This window comes from Providencia sp. Marseille-Q8014 (assembly GCF_965112055.1).
On the sequence record NZ_CBCOPT010000001.1, the window covers coordinates 1,354,184 to 1,379,418 of the forward strand.

Genomic DNA, 25,235 nt, shown 5'->3' on the forward strand with positions numbered 1-25,235 from the left:
CTCATGGCTAAGAATAATGAAAAACCGGGTTTGATCCGTCGAGTATGGCAGTGGTGGCGACGTCCAAGCCGCTTGGCATTGGGAACGTTGTTACTGATTGGTTTTGTGAGTGGCGTCATTTTCTGGGGCGGATTCAACACGGGCATGGAAATGGCGAATACAGAAGAGTTTTGTATTAGTTGTCATGAAATGCGTGAGAATGTTTATGAAGAGTACATGGACACTATTCACTACACTAACCGTAGTGGTGTGAGAGCAACTTGCCCTGATTGCCATGTACCCCATGAATTTGTGCCTAAAATGGTCAGAAAGATCAAAGCGAGTAAAGAACTTTATGGTAAGGCATTTGGCATCATTGATACCCCACAAAAATTTGAAGAGCATCGTTTAGCGATGGCGCAAAATGAGTGGCGAAGGATGAAAGATAACGATTCACAGGAATGTCGTAATTGCCATAACTTTGAATATATGGATTTTACAGCCCAAAAAGGGGTCGCTGCTAAAATGCATGACCAAGCCATTATTGATGGAAAAACCTGTATTGATTGCCATAAAGGGATAGCGCATAAGTTACCTGATATGCGTGACGTTGAGCCTGGTTTTTAAATGAAAAAAACGGGTTCATGACGAGTGCTTGAATCCGCTTATGTCTGACAAGCACCGAGGCTAGTGAACAGTTAATTGTTTGACTAGCCTCAAGTTATATTTGTGTTATATCAATAAACCCATCGTTAATACGTGTATGGTATATTGCAGCAGCATAACGTTTGCCAGCGATATGATCCGGAGCCCTTAAATATGTGGAAAAAGCTTCACCAACTTGCCATCCCAGTCAACCTCTATCAATTATGTGGACGATTGACACCTTGGTTTATTATTCTCAGTGTCATTTTTTTAGCACTAGGATGGGGGTGGGGATTCGGGTTTGCACCAACTGATTATCAGCAAAGCGATAGCTATCGCATCATGTACATCCATGTTCCAGCTGCAATGTGGTCCATGGGAATTTATGCCACGATGGCGATCATCGCATTTACTGGCTTAGTTTGGCAGATGAAAGTCGCTGAACTGGCGATTGCAGCCATGGCGCCAATTGGCGCTGTTTTTACCTTTATCGCTTTAGTCACTGGGGCGACATGGGGAAAACCGATGTGGGGTGCATGGTGGGTGTGGGATGCACGTTTAACTTCTGAGCTTATCCTCTTTTTCCTTTATGTCGGTATTATTGCTCTTTGGCATGCATTCGATGATCGTCGAACAGCCGGAAAAGCGGCTGCAATATTAGTGTTAATTGGTGTCATTAATTTACCGATTATTCACTATTCTGTTGAATGGTGGAATACACTGCATCAGCCGTCAACACGCATGCAGCAAAGTATTAATCCTGCGATGCGCACGCCATTGCGCTTAGCGATTCTAGGTTACCTATTTTTATTTATTTCTCTGACGCTGGTGCGTTTACGTAATCAACTCTTACTACTGGAACGTAATCGCCCGTGGGTTCTTGATATTGTGAACAAGAAGGGGCGCAAATCATGAGTAGTGCATTTGCATCTTGGAGCGATTTTTTTGCGATGGGAGGCTATGCATTTTATGTATGGCTAGCCGTCGCCTTGACGATTACCCCATTGTTGTTGCTGTGTATTCACACGGTGTTACAACGAAAAATGATAATTAACTCAATTATTGCACAGCAAGCAAGAGAAGCGAGACAAAAAGCGGCACGAGCGCGTCGGGAGGTTGAGTGAATATTCGTCGTAAAAATAGATTATGGCTAGTCTGTGCAATCCTGATTGGTGTGGGGTTAACGGTAGCATTATTACTTTATGCACTTCGCTCCAGTATTGATCTGTTTTATACGCCCGGAGAGATTATTTACGGAAAACGGGAAACACAACAGATACCCGAAGTCGGACAACGCTTACGTGTTGGTGGAATGGTGATGCCGGGCACTGTGCAGCGTGATCCTGATTCACTCAAAGTCACTTTTACCGTGTATGACGCTGAAGGGGAAGTTGACGTCAGCTATGACGGTATCTTGCCTGATTTATTCCGTGAAGGTCAGGGCGTTGTTGTGCAGGGCGAGTTGGCTGAAAATCACCATGTTATTGCGAAAGAAGTACTCGCTAAACATGATGAAAATTATACGCCACCAGAAGTTGAGCAAGCGATGCAAGAAAATCACCGCAGACCCGCGGCTGCTTATAAGGATAACGCGTCATGATCCCTGAGGTTGGAAACCTATTATTATGTCTAGCATTGGGGATTGCAGTATTACTGTCTGTCTATCCATTATGGGGCGTATCGCGGCATGATGAACGACTGATGCGTTCATCTAGGCCTTTGGCTTGGCTACTATTTTTGTGTGTCACGGGCGCTTTTTTGGTCTTGGTCAATGCATTCGTTGTGAATGATTTTTCTGTTACTTACGTCGCTAATAATTCCAATACGCAATTGCCGATCTGGTACCGTGTGGCGGCAACATGGGGAGCTCACGAAGGTTCCTTGCTGTTATGGGTACTGTTGATGAGTGGTTGGACATTTGCGGTCGCCTTGTGTAGCTATCGTATGCCACTGGATATTGTGGCACGCGTTTTCGCCGTGATGGGAATGGTCAGTGTAGGTTTTCTATTATTCATTATTTTTACCTCTAACCCATTTTCACGCACATTACCGTCTTTCCCAATTGAAGGTCGTGACCTCAACCCACTTTTGCAAGACCCCGGTTTGATTTTTCATCCACCATTATTGTACATGGGCTATGTCGGATTTTCGGTGGCTTTTGCGTTCGCGATTGCAGCGCTATTAAGTGGTCGCTTAGATAGTTCGTTTACGCGCTTTGCTCGGCCATGGACGATGGCAGCTTGGTTTTTCTTAACATTAGGGATCATGCTAGGTTCAGCTTGGGCTTATTATGAGCTAGGCTGGGGAGGCTGGTGGTTCTGGGATCCTGTTGAAAATGCTTCATTTATGCCTTGGTTAGTCGGAACCGCGTTAATACATTCATTGGCAGTCACTGAGCAGAGAGCCACTTTTAAGGCTTGGTCACTATTGTTGTCTATTTTTGCATTCTCACTTTGCTTACTTGGTACCTTCCTCGTTCGTTCTGGTGTATTGGTTTCTGTGCATGCTTTCGCTTCAGATCCTTCCAGAGGGTTATTTATTTTAGCCTTTATGGTGTTAGTGATTGGCGGTTCATTGCTGCTGTTCGCAGTGAGAGGGCACAAAGTGCGTTCACGCGTTAATAATGCGCTTTGGTCGAGAGAGTCGATGTTATTGGCTAATAACGTGATCTTAACAGCCGCCATGCTAGTGGTGTTATTAGGCACATTATTACCGCTGGTTCATAAACAAATCGGCCTTGGAAGTATTTCGATAGGCGAACCCTTCTTTAACACCATGTTTATTGCCTTGATGGTGCCATTCGCACTGTTATTAGGTATCGGGCCGCTGGTACGTTGGGGACGAGATCGCCCCGCATCAATTCGCAAATTATTACTGATTGCATTGTTAGTGACGTTGATTTTGTCATTTCTGTTACCGTGGCTCATGCAAGATAGATTTGAGGCGCTCACCATACTTGGCTTGATGATGGCTTGTTGGATAGCGATATTAGCCGTCGCTGAAATGCGAGTGCGTATTAGCAAAAAAATTAAGCTGACGCCGAGCTATTGGGGAATGGTATTTGCACATCTAGGTTTGGCGGTGACGATTGTTGGAATTGCCTTTAGCCAAAATTACAGCATTGAACGTGATGTTAAAATGAAACCGAACGAAAGTGTGGTTATCCGTGATTATACTTTTGTATTTAATGGGGTACATGAAGCAGATGGCCCTAACTATCAAGGTGTTATTGGTAATATTGATGTTAAAGAAAACGGCAAACTGCTGACAAAACTTCAGCCTGAAAAGCGTTTTTATAATACCAGTCGTGCAGTCATGACTGAAGCGGCTATTGATGGTGGTTTTACCCGAGACCTGTATGCGGCATTAGGTGAAGAAATCGGTCCAAATGTTTGGACGATGCGTCTTTACTATAAACCATTTGTACGTTGGATATGGTCTGGCGGCATCTTAATGGCTGTTGGTGCACTGTTCTGCCTGTTCGATCCACGTTATCGTCGCCGTAAACCTGTGCCGGAGGCTGTATGAGCCGCAAAGTATTTTTGATCCCATTGGTTGTTTTTGCTGCAATTGCTGCGGTTTTATTATGGCAATTAATGCGGAATGCGGAAGGTGATGATCCACGCTTATTGGAGTCTGCTTTAGTCGGAAAACCTGTGCCTGTATTTCGTTTAGAGTCATTGGAAAACCCTGGACAACATTACGAATCTAATGTCTTGATACAGGGTAAACCTATTTTATTAAATGTGTGGGCAACATGGTGCCCTACGTGTCGTGCAGAGCATAAGTACCTCAATGAACTTGCAGCTCAGGGGGTACGAGTGGTAGGCCTCAATTACAAAGATGATAGGCAAAAAGCCATTGTTTGGTTACGCGAGTTAGGTAATCCCTATGATTTAAGCCTATTTGATGGTGAAGGCATGTTAGGCCTTGATTTAGGCGTTTACGGAGCACCAGAAACTTTTTTGATTGATGGCAATGGTATTATTCGCTATCGCCATGCAGGAGCGATGGATGAGCAAGTCTGGAATAAGGAAATGAAGCCGCTGTGGGATAGATATAGCAAGGAGGCCAATCAATGAAATACCTTATTGGCTTTTTGATGTTTCTGCTGACCGCTACGCATACTTTTGCAGCGACAGAGGTTTTTACCTTCGATAATGAGCAACAGGAGCAGCAGTTTCGTAAATTAACCGAGGAGCTACGCTGCCCTAAATGTCAAAATAATAGTATCGCTGATTCAAATTCTATGATCGCGTTAGACTTACGCCAAAAAGTGTATGAGCTAATGAAAGAAGGCAAAAGCCGTGACGAAATTGTTGATTATATGGTGGCGCGGTACGGTTATTTTGTCACTTATAATCCGCCGTTGACGCCATTAACACTGTTGTTATGGGGCTTACCTTTTGCCGCTATTATTGTGGGGGGATGGATTATCTATGCACGTTCTAAAAAGCGAATACGTATAAAGAGTGTTGCTGAGCATGAGCCGCAACTGGTTGATGCACTAGAATCAACACGCGCAAGTGGTTGGGTATATGTTCCTGGGGTGATTATTGCGGTTGGTATTGGGATTACAGCTTATTATCAGGTAGGAAATTATAGCAAAGTTACTGATTGGAATTTGGCTTACCAGCAAGCTCCAGCTTTACTCGATAGGGCATTAGATCCGTCAGAGCCGCCATTAAATAATGAAGAAATGGAACGCCTTGCATTAGGACTACGTTCTCGGTTACAGGATGAACCTTTGAATGTGGATGCATGGGTGATGTTAGGTCGCATAGGCATGGTGTTAAATAACGCAACAATGGCGACAGATGCATATGAGCGTGCTTACCGTCTTAAACCCACAGATGATAACATTGCATTAGGCTATGCCGAGGTTTTAACCCGTTCTTCTGATCCGGAAGATAATCGGTTGGGGGGCGAGTTATTACGCAAATTGATCGCTGAAAATCGAATGAATGTGAAGGCGCTCAGTATGTTTGCCTTTAATGCATTTGAACAAGAACGTTACGCTGAAGCAATCTCGGCTTGGCAGATGATGCTGAAGCTATTGCCTGAAAACGATCAGCGTAGACGTGTTATTGAACGTAGTATTGAGCAAGCATTAATGATGATACATGAGAAAAAAGCGGCTCAGCAGTAGCGGGTTAAATTTTTCAACGAAATAAAAAAGGGGAGCTAAAGCTCCCTTTTTTTATTTTTCACGATAGATTTAATTTTAATGTCAATAGGTTACCTTTTACTGTGAGTTGTATTAGCCATCATTTTTCTGGTCAGGTAACGTGTGACAGGGTACTGATTGGAGTGGAACCGAACTTTTTAGTTTACTGATGACATTTATAGGAAAAAATAAAATCAATGAAAATGCAAAAATTTGAATCGATTCAATTTTGAATTTAGCGGGTTAAAATTGAAAATTAAGTAATTTATTTATTTAAAACTCTTTATAATTAACTATTAGTGATAAGTTTATTTTTCTTTTTATAATTGATTGAAATAAATGTCTAATTTCATTTAATTTTGTTTTTTTATAATAAATCATATAGATGTTATTTTAATCTTAAATCAAATGATAATTAAATTAGCTAATGTTTTCTTATTTTATTTTGTATTTAAAATTAAATTTACCTTAACGTAATATGCTTTTGCTTTTTTTTGTTTTTATTTTTGTGTTTTTTGCTTTTTTTTGCTTTGTCTTGGGAACATATGATTATTATCACATTAAAATAACATTATCTGAATTAGAGTAAATGCCATGAGGTAAAATGGCATGAAAGCAGAACGACATAAAAAAATAATTAATTTTTTAAAAAATGCAGGCTCAGCAAAAGTTTCTGTTTTGTCGAAAGAACTGAATGTCACAAAAGAAACCATTAGAGCAGATTTAAATTCTTTGGCAAAAAAAGGAATTGTTAGCCGTTGCCATGGTGGCGCATTCATTGAATTTGAATCCCTAGATAAAGTTGCAAAAAAAGAAATTATACAATTTCTTGAATGTAACGATAGCCTTAATGAAATTACCAATAAGGATGATTCAGTGAACGGCAAAGTTTGTGTATTAGGTTCATTTAATGTTGATATGATAAGTTATTTGCCTCGATTACCAGAGGCTGGCGAGTCATTATTATCAAATAAATTTATATTTTCACCGGGTGGCAAAGGATGTAATCAGGCCTTAGCTGCAAGTTATTCAGACTCACAGGTACACTTTATTACTAAAATTGGTACTGACCAATTTAGTGATTATGCGGTGAATTTTATTTCATCATCAAAAATTAAGACATCAACTATTTATCAGACCGAAAAATTCCAAACAGGTACAGCATCAATTTTTGTTTCGGAAAATAGTGGCGAAAATATCATCTCAATTTATCCTGGCTCGAATATGGATATTAGTTCAGATGAAGTGAAAATCCAAAAAGATAAGATTATTAATTCTAATATTATCCTGTTGCAGCTTGAAACCAATATTGAGGCATTAAGGGAAATTATTTCAATAGGTAATGAATATAATATCCCAATTATTTTAAATCCAGCACCTTATAGTGACATTGCGATTGAGCTATTGGAAAAGGTCGATATTTTAACGCCAAATGAAACTGAAGCGAGTTTGCTCTCAGGTGTCAATGTTGTTGATATGGAATCTGCAAAAAAAGCGGCAGAAATTATTCATACCAAAGGTGTTAAGAAGGTTGTCATAACGCTGGGAAGTAAAGGTTCTATTGCTTATGATGGCAATAAATTCATTTACTCCCCCGCTTATACGGCAGTCGTTAAAAATACCGCAGGTGCAGGAGACGCGTTTAATGGTGCGTTGGCCGCATCATTAGCGAAAGGAAAACAGTTTTCTTATGCGTTGCGTTATGCCTCTGCATTTTCATCGCTTGCCGTAGAAACCAGTAATGCTTCAGAAATGCCTGAAGATATTAATGTGATGTATCGTATTAACCAAACAACCTACTCGCAGGTTGTTACTCAGTCCCCTGAATAATTCATATTCTGAAAGAGGAATAAAAATGAAAATTTTATTTATTGGTGAGTCATGGCACATTCATATGATTCATACTAAAGGCTACGACAGTTTTACTTCGAGTAAATATGAAGAGGGTGCGACTTTTTTATTAAGCTGCCTAAGAAATAAAAATGTCGAAATTGATTATATGCCTGCTCATACCGTTCAAATGGCATTTCCTAAAACGGTGGAGGAATTGGAAAAATATGATGTTGTTGTCATCAGCGATATTGGTGCAAATACATTCCTATTACAGAATGATACTTTCTATAATATGAAAGTATTACCAAATGCACTGCAATTAATTAAGCAATACGTAATTAATGGTGGTGGGTTATTAATGATTGGTGGCTATTTGTCCTTTATGGGCATTGAAGCTAAAGCGAATTATAAAAATACGCTATTGGCGGATGTATTGCCAGTTGAAATGTTAGACGGTGATGACCGTGTTGAAACACCAGAAGGTATTTTTGCAACGCCAGTTAATTCTGCACACGATTCAGTTAAAGGTTTTGGCAATTGGCCAATGTTCTTAGGCTATAACAAAGTTAAAGCTAAAGATAATACTGAAACGGTTCTAAATATTGGCGAAGATCCATTATTAGTTTTCGGCGAATATGAAAAAGGTAAAACAGCCTGTTTTATGAGTGATTGCTCACCACATTGGGGAAGTAAAGAATTTATGGCTTGGGAACATTACTCTGATATGTGGGTAAATATTCTAAAACAGATCGCTCGCTAATTAAAATATCATCAAAAGTAAAATAGCAAAAAAATAAGAAATTAAGTGTGGGGAGTTCCCCCGCACTTTGTACTCCGATTACAAAAATAATGACTCATAGTCAAAAATCCAAAAGGAATATTTTATGAGTGCAAAAAGTTATTCTACACCTTTACTGATGATAGCAACGGTTTTAGCCGGTATGTTATCGCCAATGCAATCTGCTGTTAATGGGCAACTAGGGGATGTATTAAAAGACGGTAATGCCAGCGCTGTGATTTCTTTCGCCAGCGGTTTAGTTGTGATGTTTTTTATTATCATAGCTAAAAAACAGACCAGACAACAATTTGCTGCCATTCCCAGTTTAATTAAACAACGTAAAATTCCATTATGGAACTGGTTTGCAGGTTTATGTGGCGCAATGGTCGTCTTCTCTGAAGGGGCTTCTGCGAGTGCTCTGGGGATCGCAACATTCCAAACCGCATTGATTTCAGCACTATTATTATCAGGCTTACTGTGTGACCGTTTTGGGATCGGTATTGACGAGAAAAAACCGTTTACCACTTTCCGTGTATTAGGGGCTGTTTTTGCTGTTGTTGCCACCTTATTTGTTGTTTCACCGCAATGGCATTCGACGTCAGCGATTTACTTAGCCATTCTTCCATTCTTAGCCGGTCTCTTAGCTGGATGGCAGCCTGCGGGTAACTCGAAAGTTGCAGAAGCGACAGGGTCAATGATGGTCTCTATCACCTGGAACTTTATTGTTGGCTTCACCGTTTTAACCGTCGCGCTGGTGATTCGTATGGCGCTGGGTCACATCACCCTTGAATTACCAGGTGTGTGGTGGATGTATCTCGGTGGACCATTAGGACTTATGTCTATCGCATTAATGGCTATCTTGGTTCGTGGATTAGGATTGTTAATGTTAGGGGTGGCATCAACAGCAGGGCAATTACTCGGTTCTGTGCTGATTGATTTATTGCTGCCATCACTGGGAAATACTGTTTATCTAGTGACGATCATTGGAACTCTATTTGCACTCGTCGGTGCGATTATTACGACTATTCCTGAATTTAAAGAAGCAAAGGCTGCAAAAACAGCAGGAGTATAAAATGAAAGGTTATATTCAGACAGTAACTGGACCAGTTAAAAAAGAAGATATGGGTTTGACTCTTCCCCATGAACATCTGTTTAACGATTTATCAACGGTAGTCGATGAACCTTTTTATGATTTCTCACATGTCTTAGTCGATAAAAAAGTCAGTGCGGATATTCAGTGGGGGCTTAAACATGATCCATATTGCTGCTGTGACAATATGGATAAAAAACCCATCGATGATGTGATTTATGAAGTGAATAACTTCAAAGAGCTTGGAGGGAAAACCTTAGTTGATGCAACAGGCTCTGAAGCGATTGGTCGTGATGTCCGTCAATTACGTGAAGTGGCGATAAAAACAGGTATTCATGTTGTTGCTTCCTCGGGGCTATATATCGAGAAATTTGAAGGCGAGCGTCTGGTTAAAAGCATCGATGAGATGGCCAAAATGATCGATGATGAATTAAATATTGGTATTGATGGCACGGATATTCGAGCAGGTATGATTGGTGAGATTGGGGTGTCACCATTTTTTACTGAGGGCGAAAAAAATAGCCTTAGAGCAGCATCTGTAGCACAGCTAGCCAACGACCATGTTTCTATGAATATTCATATGCCAGGCTGGCAACGTCGTGGTGATGAGGTATTGGATATCTTAATTAAAGAAATGGGCGTTAACCCCGCTAAAATCTCATTGGCACATTCAGATCCCTCCGGAAAGGATATCGATTATCAACGTCGTATGTTGGACAGAGGCGTATGGCTTGAATTCGATATGATAGGTCTTGATATTTCCTTTCCAAAAGAAGGGGTTGCGCCAACCGTTACTGAAACGGTTGATGCAGTCTATAAACTGATCGAGTTGGGATACAGTAACCAGATTGTTTTAAGTCACGATGTTTTCTTAAAACAGATGTGGGCTAAAAATGGTGGAAATGGTTGGGGATTTGTTCCCAATGTTTTCTTATCGTTATTGGCGAAAAAAGGTGTTGATAAAGCAACGCTAGATCGTTTATGTATCGATAACCCAGCTAATTTACTCACTTAATCAGTCACCCTTTGTTATTCGTTTTTTATTTTGCGGCGATAGCGTAATAGCGATTGCCGCTTTTTATTGGATCTTTTGAAACGAAGCGTGAAGCACATTTTCTATCTTATGGGTAACATTATTGACAAAAAACGATAACAACCAGAAGGTAAATAGGATACACTTTTGCCCGTTAAAAAATAAAAACAGATATGACGGAAAAACGTTGCACCTGCAAGCTAAATATAGACAACTCGCCGCTTATCTTGCGCTTCTTGCTGTCGCAATGCTGTTTATTGCCCCATTGATATCAAAATCAATGATGCAGATGGCAGACTGCTCTCTTGTGGATAGTCAGGCACAACATGCGATGCACCATGCGCATCAAGGGATGCCATTGCCAGAAGAATGCCATGCAAGTGGTATGATGAATCACCTGCTTATGTCAGGCGTTGGGTTATCTCCAATGGAAGACATTGCTTGTGGCTATTGTCAGCTATTGATTCATTTTCCATTTATCATTTTGTTTATTGCAGTGGTTATTCGCCAACTGCTCACTTTAACGATTTACTTACCCTTAGAACCTTGTGTTCGCCTTTATCTATTTCGACCTTGGTCTCTACGCTTTGCACGAGCGCCGCCTACACACTTTTCTTCTTAATTATTGAAAAATATTAAATTTAATCTGTCACATTTGCCGTATTAAGTGCAAAGGGTGCGCTTTATCTTGAATTTGGCTTGGCCAATTCAGGCGGCATTGTTACGTCATAAAGAAAAGAACTAGGCAAAATAATGAAAAAAGAAAATTTGGTCATCGCACCTGTCGCAATATGGGTTGCTACTGCGCTTATTGCAAATACAGCATTCGCTCATGAAGAAAATCAAAGTAAATTCTCAGACAGCGCGGTGATGATAGTGACAGCACCTGTTGATTCACCACTGCTGATAAGTACATCACCAAAAACACCTCGGCAGCCAGTGCCTGCAAGTGATGGTTCTGATTATTTAAAAACCATCCCCGGTTTTTCGCAGATTCGTAATGGTGGAACCAATGGCGACCCAGTATTTCGAGGTATGTTTGGCTCTCGATTACGTATTTTAACCAACAACAGTGAAATGTTGGGGGCTTGTCCATCACGTATGGACGCTCCTACGTCTTATATATCACCAGAAAACTTTGACTTACTGACAATGATTAAAGGGCCACAGTCTGTTTTGTGGGGACCTGGAAACTCAGCGGGAACTATCCGTTTTGAGCGTGAAAAGCCAGTATTTGATAAAGCGGGCATTCAAGGAAATGCGAGTGCGTTAGTCGCATCAAATCAGCGTTGGGATACGAATGCGGATGTCAGTATGGGCAATGAAAAGGGTTACTTACGTTTGATTGGTAACAAATCGCGTTCGAATGACTATAAAGATGGGGATGGTAATAAGGTGCCATCAAAATGGGATAAATGGAATGCCGATGTAGCCCTTGGTTGGACCCCTGACGAGTATACGTTATTAGAACTTACCGCGGGGAAAGGGGATGGAGAAGCGCGTTATGCCGGCCGTGGAATGGATGGTTCGCAATTTAAGCGTGAAAGCTTAGGTATGCGTTTTGAAAAAACGAACATTAGTACTCATTTTGATAAGTTAGAAGCCAACCTGTATTACAACTACGCGGACCATATCATGGATAATTACTCATTGCGTGATACCAGTGGCTCTGCGGGAAGTGGCTCAGGTCATATGGGACATATGATGGGCGGTGGTCATGGCATGATGAACATGCCAATGAAGATGCGTGTTGATCGTAAAACCGTCGGTGGTAGGGTCATGGGAACTTGGCTGTGGAGTGATTATGAACTGCGCGCTGGTGCTGATATGCAAAGTAACACGCATCGTAAAGAGAGCAATGATCACTGGAATAAAGATGCACAATTTCAAGATTACGGTATTTTTGGTGAGCTGACATGGGATGCCAACGAACATGGAAAAGTTGTTACAGGTGCCCGAGCAGATAGGGTCTTAGTGGATAATGATACTACGATTGGCTCATCTGGCCGTAATACCGTGATGCCGGCTGGTTTTGTGCGTTATGAACATTCGTTGTCGGATATGCCAGTCATGTTGTACGCGGGGGTGGGTTATACCGAGCGATTCCCTGATTATTGGGAGCTGTTTTCACCAACCTATGGCCCTGATGGTACAACGAATGTATTTGATCATTTAAAAACTGAAAAAACGACTCAGTTAGATATCGGTGCAAAATATCATCACGAAAAAACCAGTGCATGGGTTTCTGCTTATATTGGCCGTGTGGATGACTTCATTTTATTCCGTTATAACCCACATAATTCACGAGAAAGCCAAGTTGAAAACGTTAATGCCATGATTATGGGGGGAGAACTGGGTGTTGCCCATAAATTAACGGATGAATGGAAAGCGGATGTGAGTCTTGCCTATGCTTGGGGAGAGAATCGTAGTGATCGACAACCATTACCACAGATGCCTCCATTAGAGACGCGTTTCGGGTTATCTTGGGAGAAAAATGATTGGACTGCAACAGGGTTAATGCGTGTAGTTAGTAGCCAACATCGTGTTGCAATCAATGATGGTAATGTCGTGGGTAAAGATTTTGGTCGTAGTGCTGGTTTTACTATTTTTTCTCTTAATACCGCTTATCGTGTTAACGATCATATGAAGTTAAGTGCTGGTGTGGATAATCTGTTTGATAAAAACTATAGCGAACACCTCAATTTAGCAGGTAATAGTGGATTTGGTTATTCATCTAATGAACCTGTAAATGAGCCTGGTAGAACGTTTTGGGCTAAATTAAACTTAACTTTTTAATTAGATATTACGGATTGAAAGTAACATAGCCGATAGTGATATCGGGTATTTCAAACTACTGACAAAGCCCTCGTTTTTTGAGGGCTTTGATCTTATAAGGTCAGTATAAATAATGAGCTAACCGATTGGTTAAAAGAAGCATTCCCCCAACAATATCAGTTCGCAGCCCTTGCGGTGAATGAACTGATTTCTGAAGAGCGCCTTGTTAGAAAAATCGATATCGCGATGAGGCTTGAATTTATTTTGATGTCTTCGCAATACAGGGTGGCTTCCTCTCTTTCATTGCGGTCAGTGCTTTTTTGCGGACAGTGTCAGTGATTGTCCCGCCGAAAATAAAAACGCAGGCCTGATTGTCACACAATAAACCATGACTTTTGGGCAAAATAAAAAGCAATAACCAGAGTTTTTACACTTTCAAAGCACAGTACATTGAGCTCATCATCGTCAATGAGGTATCTAACATGCTACTTAAAGGTAAAACGGCAATTATTACTGGCGCATCTTCAGGCATTGGTCGCTCTATTGCCATCATGTTCGCACAGAACGGGGCTTCTGTTTGTTTGACTGGCCGGCGTGAAGAAGAGCTTCAGCGAGTGGTAAGTGAGATCCGTTCTGCGGGGGGAACGGCGATTTATTATGTTGGAGATGTGTGTTTAGAAAAAACGCATAAGGGAATATCAGACCTAATATCTCAAGAGTTTGGTCAGTTAGATATTGCGGTTAACAATGCCGGTATGGTCGGGCCAATAAAACCCGTTGCCGAGTTCGATCTCAATGAATGGAATCAAGTTCAGAATACAAACTCTACCGCTGCGTTCTTAGGGGTTAAACACCAGATACCCTTGATGGTTAAATCGGGTGGTGGCTCGATCATATTCACATCCAGTTTTGTTGGCAGTCGTGTTGGGCTTCCCGGAATGAGCAGTTATGGTACGGCAAAAGCGTCCTTGCTGGCATTAGCTAAAGGTATCGCTGCGGATTATTCCGATAAGAAAATACGGGCAAACGTTATTTTACCGGGTGGGGTTAACACGGACATGGCAGGAGATCAGCAACAGCGTGAATGGGCTGCCAATTTACATGCAATGAAGCGGTTAGCTGAACCGGAAGAAATTGCATCTTCAGCGTTGTTTCTGGCGAGCTCTATGTCGAGCTTTATGACTGGGACTTCACTGTATGTTGATGGTGGCGTTTCAGTGTGCAAATAAGTTTTCTTTCAGAGTAAAAAGCCCCTACAGTAGGGACAAAATACCATCGGGGTCGCATATGGGAGTCATGGTAGTTTTTCCCTTGGAACGAAATGACGTCAGTCGTTGAACGGCGAATAAACCCCATGCAAAAAGCATGAGGCTCGTCAGTGGTCTAAAATACCTGATAGTGATATCGGGTATTTTATAAAAGAACGATGGATAGCGCTAAATATGGTTAGCGGCCAATATCTCTTAGGGCATGACCTTTCATTAAATTTTCTTCAATATGCTCTAATGAAACATTCTTTGTTTCAGGCACAAAGTAGAGTGTGACAATAATAAATAGGGCGTTCAGTGCCGCGTAAACCCAAAATGTATTGGTGTCTCCTAATGTTGATAGCAATGTTAGGAAGGTTGCACTGACAATCATATTGGCTATCCAGTTTGATGTAGTGGAACAAGTGATACCAAAATCACGTCCTCTCAAAGGTTGAATTTCAGAACAGAGCACCCACATAACGGGTCCTGCACTCACAGCAAAGCCAATAATAAAGATTAATAAAAAGGCGATGCTAGTGTACTGTGATAATTGAGAGTGAGCATCGAATGACAATAAGTAGGCAAGAAAACCGATACTGATTGCCATGACACTAAAGCCAAAGGTTAATAATTTTTTCCGTCCGAAACGGTCAACAATCGAAATCGCAAAAATAGTGGCGATGACGTTGACGAGACCAATGAGAACGGTGCCATACATTTGCTGCACGGTACTTTCAAAACCAGCGAGCGAAAAAATTTTGGGCGCATAATACATAATGACATTAATACCGGTCAGTTGTTGCATAAATTGTAATGCAATCCCCAAAAAGACAGTGCGGCGGAAATTACTGTTGCTTTTGAATAATCCAAATCCAGTTTGTTTTACTTTTAAGCTGTTAAATATATCCTCTAATTCTTGTATCGCTTCAGTTTCTGATTTCCTTAATTTTAATAAAATAGCTTTGGCATCATTAGACCTATTTTTGCTGGCTAACCAACGAGGGCTTTCTGGTAAAAAAGTGACGCCAATAAATAACAGAACAGCAGGAATAGCGGTTATTCCGAGCATCCAACGCCATGCATGATCATAACTAAAAGCAGTATCAGAAATAAAAGCCAGTAAAATACCAATAGTAATCATTAACTGATACATAGAGATCATCCCACCCCGGATCTTTTTAGGTGCAATTTCTGATAAATAAGCGGGGGTCGTGAATGATGAAATACCAATAGCGAGTCCTAATATGACTCTTGAAAAAATAAGTATATTGGCATTGGGTGAAAAAGCAGAACCTAACGCACCGATAATAAATAATATTGAGCTAATTAATAAACTTTTCTTTCTTCCCCCCAAAGAAGATAACCAGCCACTAATAATTGCACCGGCGGCTGCACCGAACATCATTGAGCTAACGACGAGTTCTTGTTGGGTTGAAGATATATCAAACTGCTGACTTATAAAGGGAAGGGCGCCAGAAATAACACCGGTATCTAAACCAAAAAAAAGGCCTGCTAGCGCGGCGAGTAAGCCGACAAAGATAACCATAAGACCCGTTGGTGTATTATTTTTAACCATGATCATTAGTCCCTTATCGTAAAGTTAGATTATTATTTATCTGTCCTTTCAAAAGATAAGACTCAGATTTATCCTAACGCGATATTTATCTATTTTCAATGGGAGATAGTTATATTAAATATTAACCTTATTTAAACAACATTCAAATAAATATGTGGAATGATACAATGTAGTCGTTATTAGAATATCATTTATTGATGTTTGTTTTGATAATGAAATTGATATTTATTAATGTTAATGATCATAAAAGTATTCAACGTTATTTATGTCAAAATAGCTGTATACAGAAGATGGGGAATTAACGATTAACTCACATGAATATTTTATTCTAAATCTAAAATGTCTTTTTTGTATCATCAATGTATTAAATTAAATAATAGACTACATTTGAATGACGATTTTATCGGTAATTGATAGAGCTTATGATGATGGTTGATAATGAGCCATCATTCTATTTGAGGAGCTTTTGAATTTATTATTGATGTATTTTTATTGTTTCAATCCATATAAACGAATGTGTATTATCGGCAATATTACTGCGGTTGTTTTGTTTTTTTATTAACGTTCAGGATGGGAGTCATAACCCCTCGCGTTGCGAAGGGCGATGATAGTGTCAGATAATGACGGGAATATAATAGTTTAGCTCTTTAAGGTAGGTACGAGGACTATTAAGAAATGATTGGTAATTAGGCTTAGTTTTTAAGACATAGTTTTCAATGTCACAGCCTTCGCCTCTCGCTATATCCATACTCGCGAGGACTTTCCCATAAACAGTGTAGATGATATCGTTGTAATCGATGCCATGAAGCTCATCGCAGGTAAACTTAATTTGTAAATAGTCACCATCAGGGAGAGTTATCGTTTTGGGATTAAAGGCGACAGTATCAAGGTCATCCTCATCCAATGCAGTGGTATAACAAAATTGTCCTTCCTGCGAGTCGATCGTATCAACGCCATGAATTGCATATAAATTAGTGGTAACGCATTGGGTTTCACTGAGGAATTCTCGCCAGTAATAGCGTCTGAGTTCTTCAGTTTTAAAATTCCACTCATTAATCCCTTTTGTATACCGGTGCTGTTTGCCGATAAGTGTGATGGGCTCTAACTTGGTTAGGCTAACCTCAACACTAAATTCTTTGCTTTCCCTTAATGGCAAACAAAAGCCTTCAATTTTCCAGCCTGTTCTTTTGCGATACTCAGAAGGTGTGACATTGAACTGTTTTTTAAAGGCTCGACAAAATGTTTGTTGCGAGTCAAATCGATAACGCAAAGAGATATCCATAATGCTATCGTTTGTGAGCCGAAGAGCCACTGCTGAACAAGATAAACGTCTAGCACGGATATAGGAACCTAAGGCAAGCCCTGTTTGGTTTTTAAATAGGCGTTGGAAATGCCATTTAGTATATCCTGATTTTTCAGCAACAGTATCTAAAGATAGGCGAGACTCTAAATTTTTCTCGATCCAAAGAATAATTTCTCTGATAACACTTTCTTGAAGCATGATGACCCTTTTAAATCGGCTTTGTCCAAGATCTAAAATAAAGATAGAGTGAACATGATTTGGACTTTTTAGGCTATACCAAAATACATTCCAGTCGGCATCAGGATAGCATGCCGACTGAGAATTTTTTTAAATAGTTGTGAAGTTAAGTAAGTTTATGACTAAAATCACACCTAACTTAAATTATTAGTCCAATCTAAATCATATACTCACAAAATGATAGGGTTAATTTGCCAAATTTGAGAGGCATAGTCTTTTATCGTTCTATCTGACGAAAAAAATCCCATATTGCAAATATTTTGTGCAACTTTGGCTTGCCAAGCTAATGGGTCTTGATATAGATGATCGACCTGTTCTTGCGTATTAATGTAGCTACGATAATCTGCAAAGAGTAAATATTGATCGCCGCCATCTAATAAGCTATGCGTTAAATCTTGATAAAAATTAGGGGTATCAGGTTTAAAATAGCCGTTCGCAATTTGGTCTATGACCTGTTTTAGTTCCGTATCATTTTCATAATACCAGCGTGGGTAATAGTAGTTTTGCTTGATTTGTTTCACTTGATCAATGGTATTCCCGAATATGAAAATATTATCAGGACCGACATGCTCACGAATTTCAACATTGGCGCCATCTAATGTGCCTATTGTTAACGCCCCATTTAGCGCAAATTTCATATTACCCGTTCCCGACGCTTCAGTACCTGCGAGAGATATTTGTTCAGAAAGATCGGTCGCAGGGATAATTTTTTGTGCCAAACTGACACTGTAATCAGGGATAAAAACGACTTTTAGCCGTGAATCAATGCGTTGGTCATTATTAATAACGGTAGCAACATCGTTGATGAGATGAATAATTTTTTTAGCCGCGCTATAGGATGAGGCCGCTTTACCTGAAAAAATCACCACACGAGGTACCCAATTTTTTTCAGGGTTAGCTAATATTCGATTATAGCGAGTAATGACATGCAGTAAATTTAATAGCTGGCGCTTATATTCATGGATGCGTTTGATTTGTACATCAAATAAGGCTTCGGGATTGATAACAATTTGCTGAGTTTGTGCAATAAAGTGCGCCAATTTCATTTTGTTACTTTTTTTCACTTGGCTCAATTTGTCTAAGAACTGTGGGTAATCTATCCATTGTTTCAGTTCGCAGAGCTGCGGTAAGTCAACTAACCATTGTTGGCCAATATAACTTTCTATCATCGACGTGAGTTCAGGGTTCGCAATGGCTAACCAACGTCTAGGTGTAATGCCATTGGTGATATTGCAAAATTTATTGGGAAAAATTTTAGCAAAGTCAGCAAAGAGAGAGTCCGTCATTAGCTGGCTATGTAGCTTAGAGACACCATTCACTTTATGGCTGACGATAGCTGCTAGCCAAGCCATTCGAACGAGCTGTCCATGCTCTTCATTAATGATGGAAACACGTCGAGGAAGTTCATAATCATGTGGAAACTCTTGGCTAACATGCTGTAAAAATTCATCATTAATTTGATAAATGATTTGCAAATGGCGCGGTAGAATTTTACGGATCATTTCAACTGGCCAAGTTTCCAGCGCTTCACTCATTAAAGTATGGTTTGTATAAGAAAATACTCTTTTTGCCAGAGTCATTGCTTCTTGCCAACTCACTTGGTGTTTATCGACCAGTAGTCGAATAAGCTCCGGAATAGCAAGAACAGGATGCGTATCATTTAAATGAATGGCTACTTTGTCCGCTAAGTTATCCCAACGTTTATACACTAGCCAGTGTCGATAAAGTATGTCTTGAACTGAAGCAGAAACAAGAAAAAATTCTTGCTTTAAGCGTAGTTCTTTTCCTGAATAGGTAGAGTCGTTAGGGTAAAGAACGCGGGAAACATTCTCAGAGTCATTTTTTTTCTTTACCGCTGAATAATATTCGCCATCATTAAAAATTTGTAGATCGAACTCATCGCTTGCTTTAGCACTCCATAGACGGAGCGTATTGGTTGCTTCAGTATTATAGCCGGGAATGATTTGATCATAAGCAATGGCGATAATATCGTTAGTTTTTACCCATTGATAACGACCTTCTTCTTCGACTACATGGCCTTCAAATTGTATTTGATAGCGACTTTCTGTTCGAGGAAACTCCCAAGGATTTCCATGAGCAAGCCAGTCGTCTGGACATTCAATTTGCTGGCCATTACGAATGGTTTGTTTAAACATGCCGTATTCATAACGAATGCCATAGCCGCCACCGGGTAGGTTCAGTGTGGCTAGAGAGTCTAAAAAGCAAGCTGCTAGCCTCCCTAAACCCCCATTACCTAGACCTGGATCTGTTTCTTGCTCTAACAACTGTTCGAAATCGAATCCGAGTTCAGTCACTACTTGAGTCAGGTCATCATACATATTCATTGAAATCAATGCATTGGATAATGAGCGCCCAAGTAAAAACTCCATCGATAAGTAGTAAACTTGCTTAACCTGCTGCGAATAGGTCGCTCGATTAGTTGTCATCCAACGGTTTACAACCCGATCGCGTATCGCCAATAAAATAGCCTCTAACCATTCCCTTTGCGTTGCAATATAAGGTTCTTTGCCAATCACAAATTTCAATTTATAGATAATCGAGCTTTTTAGTGCCTCTTGTGTCACTTGGGGAGAATGACATTCATAAACAAAATGGGTGCTCACAATTTCATTCCTTATTCATGATTCAAATTATCTAACATTTCTTTTGTGACAAGAACGATACCCTGTTCAGTTCGGTAGAAACGTTGACTATCTTCTTCAGGGTTTTCACCAATGACTGTATTTTCAGGAATAATACAGCCTCGATCGATAATACAACGCCGCAGACGTGATGAACGTCCAACATTGACGCCGGGGAGTAAAATAGAAGATTCAATATTGCAAAATGAGTTAACTCTTACACGAGGGAATAATACGGAATGGATAACAATAGAGCCTGAAATAATACAGCCGCCTGCAACCAGTGAGTTCATCGTCATTCCATGGCTTCCAGAACGATCTTGCACAAATTTTGCTGGCGGTAATGGTTCCATATAAGTTCGAATCGGCCAGTTTCGGTCATACATATCTAACTCAGGTGTCACAGATGCTAGATCAAGTGTCGCGGACCAATAAGCTTCTAAGGTGCCGACATCGCGCCAATAAGGGGGAACATTGCTATTACTTGTGACGCATGAATATTCAAAGGGATGTGCGAGAGCTTCTCGGCGAGCAACAATTTTGGGAATGATATCTTTTCCGAAATCATTACTCGAATTGGGGCAAATACTATCGTCCTCAAGCATTTTGTAGAGATAATCACTATTAAAAATGTAGATCCCCATGCTGGCTAAACATGAATCGGGAGACGCTTTTAATACAGGAGGATGCTGAGGTTTTTCATGGAATTGAGTGATCCAGCGGTTATCATCAATTTCCATTATACCGAATTGATGGGCTTCTTCTTTTTTTACTTTAATACAAGCAACGGTAAATTTTGCGTCGTTATTTACATGATCGAGCAACATGCGAGAGTAATCCATCTTATAGATGTGATCACCGGCAAGGATCACGACATACTCAGCATCATAATTACGAATAATATCCATGTTCTGATAGACGGCATCAGCGGTGCCTTTATACCAGTGATCTGTTATTTCTCGCTGTTGTGCCGGAAGTAAATCGACAAACTCATTCATCTCTTCATTGAAAAAAGACCATCCTCTTTGTATATGTTGGACTAATGAATGAGATTGATATTGGGTGATGACACCAATACGTCTAATTCCAGAATTTAGACAATTGGATAATGCGAAATCGATAATACGAAATTTTCCCCCAAAGTGAACGGCGGGTTTAGCGCGTTTGAGGGTTAAACCTTTAAGACGTGTACCTCTACCACCAGCAAGGATTAGGGCAACTGATTTTTGAGGTAAATGACGTGCTAACATCATCATATTATTCATATCATTATGAGACATACCTTAGAACTCTCCAAAATGAACAAATTGTTATTTAAAGATTCCCCAGTTGCTGCATATATTTTATATTTGTTCTTTTTAATTCAGTGACCTAACTATTGTGTTATTCACTGTTTACAATTGGTTATAACTTTCTAAATATAATATAAATCTTTGAAATCATTTTATGACGGTTATTTATCTAATAATGATGACTATTTTTGATTTTTATGCTTTTTATCATCAATAATATACTAGACTTTGAGAATTAAAATATGACTTTAAATGTTTTTTTATTAAAAAAATTAATAGTCTGAAATCAATAGACATAAAATGTCACAAAATTTAAAGGTAAACTTACTTAATTTGATTATAATATAGAACTAATCTTATAGTTACTTTTCGAAATGGAAATAAAATATTAATAATAAACATATTAAAAATATGTGTTATAGTCTTTTAAAGACATTCCCAAATTGAATAATACGAAATTAGGATACGTTTTTTTTTGTGATTAGTGTCACAATACGTTTTCGGTAATAACATAGCTTGCTTTTGATTTTTTCTAATGTAATTCAAGTTGTTATTATTTTATCTCTAGTATTATTCTTTTGTGGATAATCGTAATTGGAAGGTTTTTTTAGCGTAATTGTTTAATTTAAATCAATTAAATTATAGGGATTGAATGTTAATTTACGCACCATAAAACTAACTGCACTTCGATTATATTTTAGGGGGTTATTATGCAAAAAGATAATATTGCAAAAATGCTAGGTATCAAAATTCGTAAACAAAGAGAAAGTCATAAAATGACGTTAAAGCAAACAGCGCGATTGATTGGTGTTTCAGAGGATCAAATGTGCCGTTTTGAAAGTGGCGAAAGTTGTATTGACGTCGATTCATTATTTCAGTTTGCCTGCTTATTTAATTTAGAGCCAACCACGTTTCTATATGGGGTTGTTAACGTTAACGTAGGTACTCGGTGCACTCTCCATTAAAGGGATAACATATCGCAAGGAAGGTATAAATATCTTGTGAGCACTATCAGTAAAACCACTAGGATTAAACATAGCGAGATACTATGAGAAAGTTAATCGGACCGGAAGAAATTACAGAGCGTCTGCGGTTACTCTGTTTCTTCCGGGCTTGATTGTTCAATATAGTAATATTACTTAATTAATCTAGATTTAATCAAAAAAAACAATCAATAAAGTTATAATTATTAATGTTATTAATTCGTATTGATTATGTTTTTAATCATTAAATAAATTTACTTAATTCAAGTTGTGCTAAAATAGACTCAGTCATTTGATTAACCAGTAATAACTGAGTAGTTACCCGTATTTTGTTTATTTTATGTAAACTTAATATGAAATAATCAAGTTGCTTTATCATCAATGAGTTTTCGTCAATAATTGAATTTTGATTATTGAACATTAGAAAATTCTCGAATTGAAGATCATGATGGTGTTGTTTTAACGACAATTTATCTGAAACATTACCTGTATTAAAAAACAGTTCAAATGAAACGAGAAAGCCATCATTATTTTTAAGGTTAATAATTAATACATCGCCGGCTTCAATATTAGATAGCGGACGAGAGTATTGAACAGATGAGGTATCGAATTTAAAGTCAGGAAGTGAATTGAGTAATAACGTCACTTTTTCTGCAATTAATGAGCGTAATTTAGCTTTAGAAAGCGGGTCATTTTGATCAATTTGCCTATGGGCTGATAAACGTAATAAGCCACTATCGGGTATACTTTTGTTCGATAATATTGCTTTAACTTTGTCGTATTGGTTAGAAAAGAGTAATACGTTACTTTGACAAATATTAGCATCGTTTTGTTTGGCTAATTTTAATAAATCGTTAAATTCATTAGTTCCATAATTTGGAACATTATTAAGTAATATATTTTTACCTGAATGAATAGTGGCCTGAATAATAAATTTTAATAATTCATCACTACAGACGGAGGTGACAATAACGGTATCAACAGCATCATTTTCTATCAGCTGTTCAATTTTTCTTTTTTGACAAATGAAGTAAGAAGCGGAAGGAAGGGGAGACTCAAGCACACAGACGGATTTAAGTTCACAATGGTGTTGGCTATGTAATATTGCCTGCGTATACCATTGGTTATGCCTAGGCGAGCCGATAAGGCCAATACCCGTCTTGTTTAACGAAACAAGCGCATGTTGCTGTTCAAGCAAGCGAAGGTGGCCAAAGAGATAGAGAAAGTGTGTATTCATGTGATCATTCCTCACCGAAAGATTAGTTTCAGGTGTTTACATTATTTCAACATAACAGCGTGGAATAATAATTCCATTATTATTTTTATTGAAATTGATGTTTTCTGATGGGTATCACAATTTTATTATCGCTGATAATAAATCCATATTGGATTAAATAAACTCTCTATATTCAATTGGTTATTAGATTTTTAATCTATAAATCTATTGTGTGTTTCGATATTTATCGGTCTTTCTGCTGTTAATAAGGATTAATAATCGTATTTTTTATTATATCTTATTGATATTTAAAGAGATTAATTAATTTTATTGTGTGGGGAGTAGAGAAAGGCGTTTAATATAACGTGAGTCTGTTGGGCTTAGTCACAACGGAGGTATTTGTGAGTAAAGCCCATTTTCGATTAAACCAGTTTACTGCCTTGTCGATAAGCCAGCGCAACCGTGAGCGATTGTACTAGGCAAAGTGTTGCGGATTGGGAACGGAATGCATCAACCTGCGCTTCTTTGATAACAAAGCAAACATCACTAAAACTTGCGAGTGGGCTAATTTGGCTATCCGTGATCACGATTTGTTTGGCACCAGTCTGTGCTGCTTTTTCGCTGACCATAATGGTTTCTTCAGCATAAGGTGTAAAACTAATTGAAATGACAACGTCATTTTCACCAATTCGACTTATTTGCTCTTTGAACATACCACCAAGACCGTCAATTAATTGAGGGCGGCACTCTAAATGGCTAAGAGCATAACTTAAATAAGTGGCAACACTGAAGGAACGGCGTAAGCCAATGATATAAACATTATTTGCTTCAGATAAAAGCGTTACTGCCTTTTCTAAATCTTCTGCTGGCGTTCTGGCCGCCATTTGTTGCAATGCTTGCGCATTGGAGTGTGCAAATTCTTTTAAGATCTGAGCGGGATCATCGCTGAGTTCTTGGTCACTATCCATTTCACGAAATAAGCGAGCGCGATCAGTATAGCTTGCTGTCTCTTCAACTAAATTCATACGAAACAATTGTTTCATTTCATTAAATCCACTGAAATTAAATGCATTGGCAAAGCGGATTAAAGTTGAAGGTGGAACATTGGCTTCTTTAGCGATGACCGCCACAGTATCAAATGCCACGCTATTCGTGTTATCCAGCACATAGCGTGCTACTTGTTGCAGCCGTTTACTTAGTTCATCGTAACGGGAGCGAACTTGCTCCTGAAATTCATTCAAATTCGATGCAGTTGACATAAAACCTCCGTGACTAGGCTATTGATTGTAGTTATTTTCAGCCGTTAGTCGAATGTTTTTGAAAAACTAATCCGACCAAATGGAATAATCAATTCATATTGCCTTTCATACTGAGGGCTGATTAAAACGATTTTTAAAACATCTGTCTTTATCTTCAATCGACAATTTCATAAAAAC

General features: G+C 39.1%; 21 protein-coding genes. 15 read left to right on the top strand and 6 right to left on the bottom strand.

What is annotated here, in order from left to right:
• Window positions 1–3: 3 nt before the first annotated feature.
• The 14 genes from napC to ACWPW6_RS05920 all read left to right on the top strand — a co-directional run bounded on the left by napC (window position 4) and on the right by ACWPW6_RS05920 (window position 14,529).
• Complete coding sequence (napC, locus tag ACWPW6_RS05855) at window positions 4–606, top strand: cytochrome c-type protein NapC (RefSeq protein WP_154623889.1); 603 nt, start codon at window positions 4–6, stop codon at window positions 604–606.
• 192 nt (window positions 607–798) lie between these two features.
• Window positions 799–1,539 (top strand): heme ABC transporter permease, encoded by a 741-nt coding sequence (locus ACWPW6_RS05860; protein WP_154623890.1) that lies wholly within the window; start codon window positions 799–801, stop codon window positions 1,537–1,539.
• Window positions 1,536–1,748: a heme exporter protein CcmD gene (ccmD, locus tag ACWPW6_RS05865; protein WP_154623891.1), complete on the top strand. Its 213-nt coding sequence runs from the start codon at window positions 1,536–1,538 to the stop codon at window positions 1,746–1,748. Before ACWPW6_RS05860 ends, ccmD begins: the two co-directional genes overlap by 4 nt.
• Window positions 1,745–2,224: a cytochrome c maturation protein CcmE gene (gene ccmE, locus ACWPW6_RS05870; RefSeq protein WP_163860862.1), complete on the top strand. Its 480-nt coding sequence runs from the start codon at window positions 1,745–1,747 to the stop codon at window positions 2,222–2,224. The genes ccmD and ccmE overlap by 4 nt, the downstream gene beginning before the upstream one ends.
• Window positions 2,221–4,152, top strand: coding sequence for a heme lyase CcmF/NrfE family subunit (locus ACWPW6_RS05875; protein ID WP_250000197.1), 1,932 nt, complete (start codon window positions 2,221–2,223; stop codon window positions 4,150–4,152). The genes ccmE and ACWPW6_RS05875 overlap by 4 nt, the downstream gene beginning before the upstream one ends.
• The gene (gene dsbE / locus ACWPW6_RS05880) at window positions 4,149–4,706 is read left to right on the top strand and encodes a thiol:disulfide interchange protein DsbE (RefSeq protein WP_250000199.1); all 558 of its coding nucleotides are present in this window, start codon (window positions 4,149–4,151) and stop codon (window positions 4,704–4,706) included. Before ACWPW6_RS05875 ends, dsbE begins: the two co-directional genes overlap by 4 nt.
• Window positions 4,703–5,773, top strand: coding sequence for a cytochrome c-type biogenesis protein CcmH (locus ACWPW6_RS05885; protein ID WP_250000200.1), 1,071 nt, complete (start codon window positions 4,703–4,705; stop codon window positions 5,771–5,773). Before dsbE ends, ACWPW6_RS05885 begins: the two co-directional genes overlap by 4 nt.
• Before the next feature lie 627 nt (window positions 5,774–6,400).
• Window positions 6,401–7,621, top strand: a complete 1,221-nt coding sequence (locus tag ACWPW6_RS05890; protein WP_154635595.1) for a PfkB family carbohydrate kinase — start codon at window positions 6,401–6,403, stop codon at window positions 7,619–7,621.
• Window positions 7,622–7,646: 25 nt separating this feature from the next.
• Window positions 7,647–8,384 (top strand): glutamine amidotransferase, encoded by a 738-nt coding sequence (locus ACWPW6_RS05895; RefSeq protein WP_154623976.1) that lies wholly within the window; start codon window positions 7,647–7,649, stop codon window positions 8,382–8,384.
• Between the two features lie 124 nt (window positions 8,385–8,508).
• Entirely contained in the window at window positions 8,509–9,474 is a 966-nt protein-coding gene (locus tag ACWPW6_RS05900) for a DMT family transporter (RefSeq protein ID WP_154622002.1), read from the top strand.
• Window position 9,475: 1 nt separating this feature from the next.
• Window positions 9,476–10,507: a phosphotriesterase family protein gene (locus tag ACWPW6_RS05905; RefSeq protein ID WP_154622001.1), complete on the top strand. Its 1,032-nt coding sequence runs from the start codon at window positions 9,476–9,478 to the stop codon at window positions 10,505–10,507.
• A gap of 265 nt (window positions 10,508–10,772) precedes the next feature.
• Window positions 10,773–11,147: a DUF2946 domain-containing protein gene (locus ACWPW6_RS05910; protein ID WP_410241973.1), complete on the top strand. Its 375-nt coding sequence runs from the start codon at window positions 10,773–10,775 to the stop codon at window positions 11,145–11,147.
• A 131-nt stretch (window positions 11,148–11,278) separates the two neighbouring features.
• The gene (locus ACWPW6_RS05915) at window positions 11,279–13,321 is read left to right on the top strand and encodes a TonB-dependent copper receptor (RefSeq protein ID WP_154621999.1); all 2,043 of its coding nucleotides are present in this window, start codon (window positions 11,279–11,281) and stop codon (window positions 13,319–13,321) included.
• Between the two features lie 461 nt (window positions 13,322–13,782).
• Window positions 13,783–14,529, top strand: a complete 747-nt coding sequence (locus ACWPW6_RS05920) for an SDR family oxidoreductase (RefSeq protein ID WP_154621997.1) — start codon at window positions 13,783–13,785, stop codon at window positions 14,527–14,529.
• Between the two features lie 217 nt (window positions 14,530–14,746).
• Here ACWPW6_RS05920 and ACWPW6_RS05925 read toward each other — a convergent pair whose 3' ends face one another.
• The 4 genes from ACWPW6_RS05925 to glgC form a co-directional block, all read right to left on the bottom strand.
• Entirely contained in the window at window positions 14,747–16,126 is a 1,380-nt protein-coding gene (locus tag ACWPW6_RS05925) for a sugar porter family MFS transporter (protein WP_154621996.1), read from the bottom strand.
• 613 nt (window positions 16,127–16,739) lie between these two features.
• A complete protein-coding gene (locus ACWPW6_RS05930) occupies window positions 16,740–17,627 on the bottom strand; it encodes a helix-turn-helix domain-containing protein (RefSeq protein WP_154621995.1) in 888 nt (295 codons plus the stop codon).
• Between the two features lie 209 nt (window positions 17,628–17,836).
• Window positions 17,837–20,290, bottom strand: coding sequence for a glycogen/starch/alpha-glucan family phosphorylase (gene glgP, locus ACWPW6_RS05935; protein WP_250000202.1), 2,454 nt, complete (start codon window positions 20,288–20,290; stop codon window positions 17,837–17,839).
• Between the two features lie 11 nt (window positions 20,291–20,301).
• Window positions 20,302–21,588: a glucose-1-phosphate adenylyltransferase gene (gene glgC / locus ACWPW6_RS05940; protein ID WP_196713394.1), complete on the bottom strand. Its 1,287-nt coding sequence runs from the start codon at window positions 21,586–21,588 to the stop codon at window positions 20,302–20,304.
• Window positions 21,589–22,310: 722 nt separating this feature from the next.
• Here glgC and ACWPW6_RS05945 point away from each other — a divergent pair.
• Complete coding sequence (locus tag ACWPW6_RS05945; protein ID WP_154635594.1) at window positions 22,311–22,565, top strand: helix-turn-helix domain-containing protein; 255 nt, start codon at window positions 22,311–22,313, stop codon at window positions 22,563–22,565.
• A gap of 262 nt (window positions 22,566–22,827) precedes the next feature.
• Here ACWPW6_RS05945 and ACWPW6_RS05950 read toward each other — a convergent pair whose 3' ends face one another.
• Both ACWPW6_RS05950 and ACWPW6_RS05955 read right to left on the bottom strand, forming a co-directional pair.
• Window positions 22,828–23,820, bottom strand: a complete 993-nt coding sequence (locus tag ACWPW6_RS05950) for a hypothetical protein (protein ID WP_250000204.1) — start codon at window positions 23,818–23,820, stop codon at window positions 22,828–22,830.
• Window positions 23,821–24,221: 401 nt separating this feature from the next.
• Window positions 24,222–25,058 (bottom strand): MurR/RpiR family transcriptional regulator, encoded by an 837-nt coding sequence (locus ACWPW6_RS05955; protein ID WP_196713392.1) that lies wholly within the window; start codon window positions 25,056–25,058, stop codon window positions 24,222–24,224.
• Window positions 25,059–25,235 lie beyond the last annotated feature (177 nt).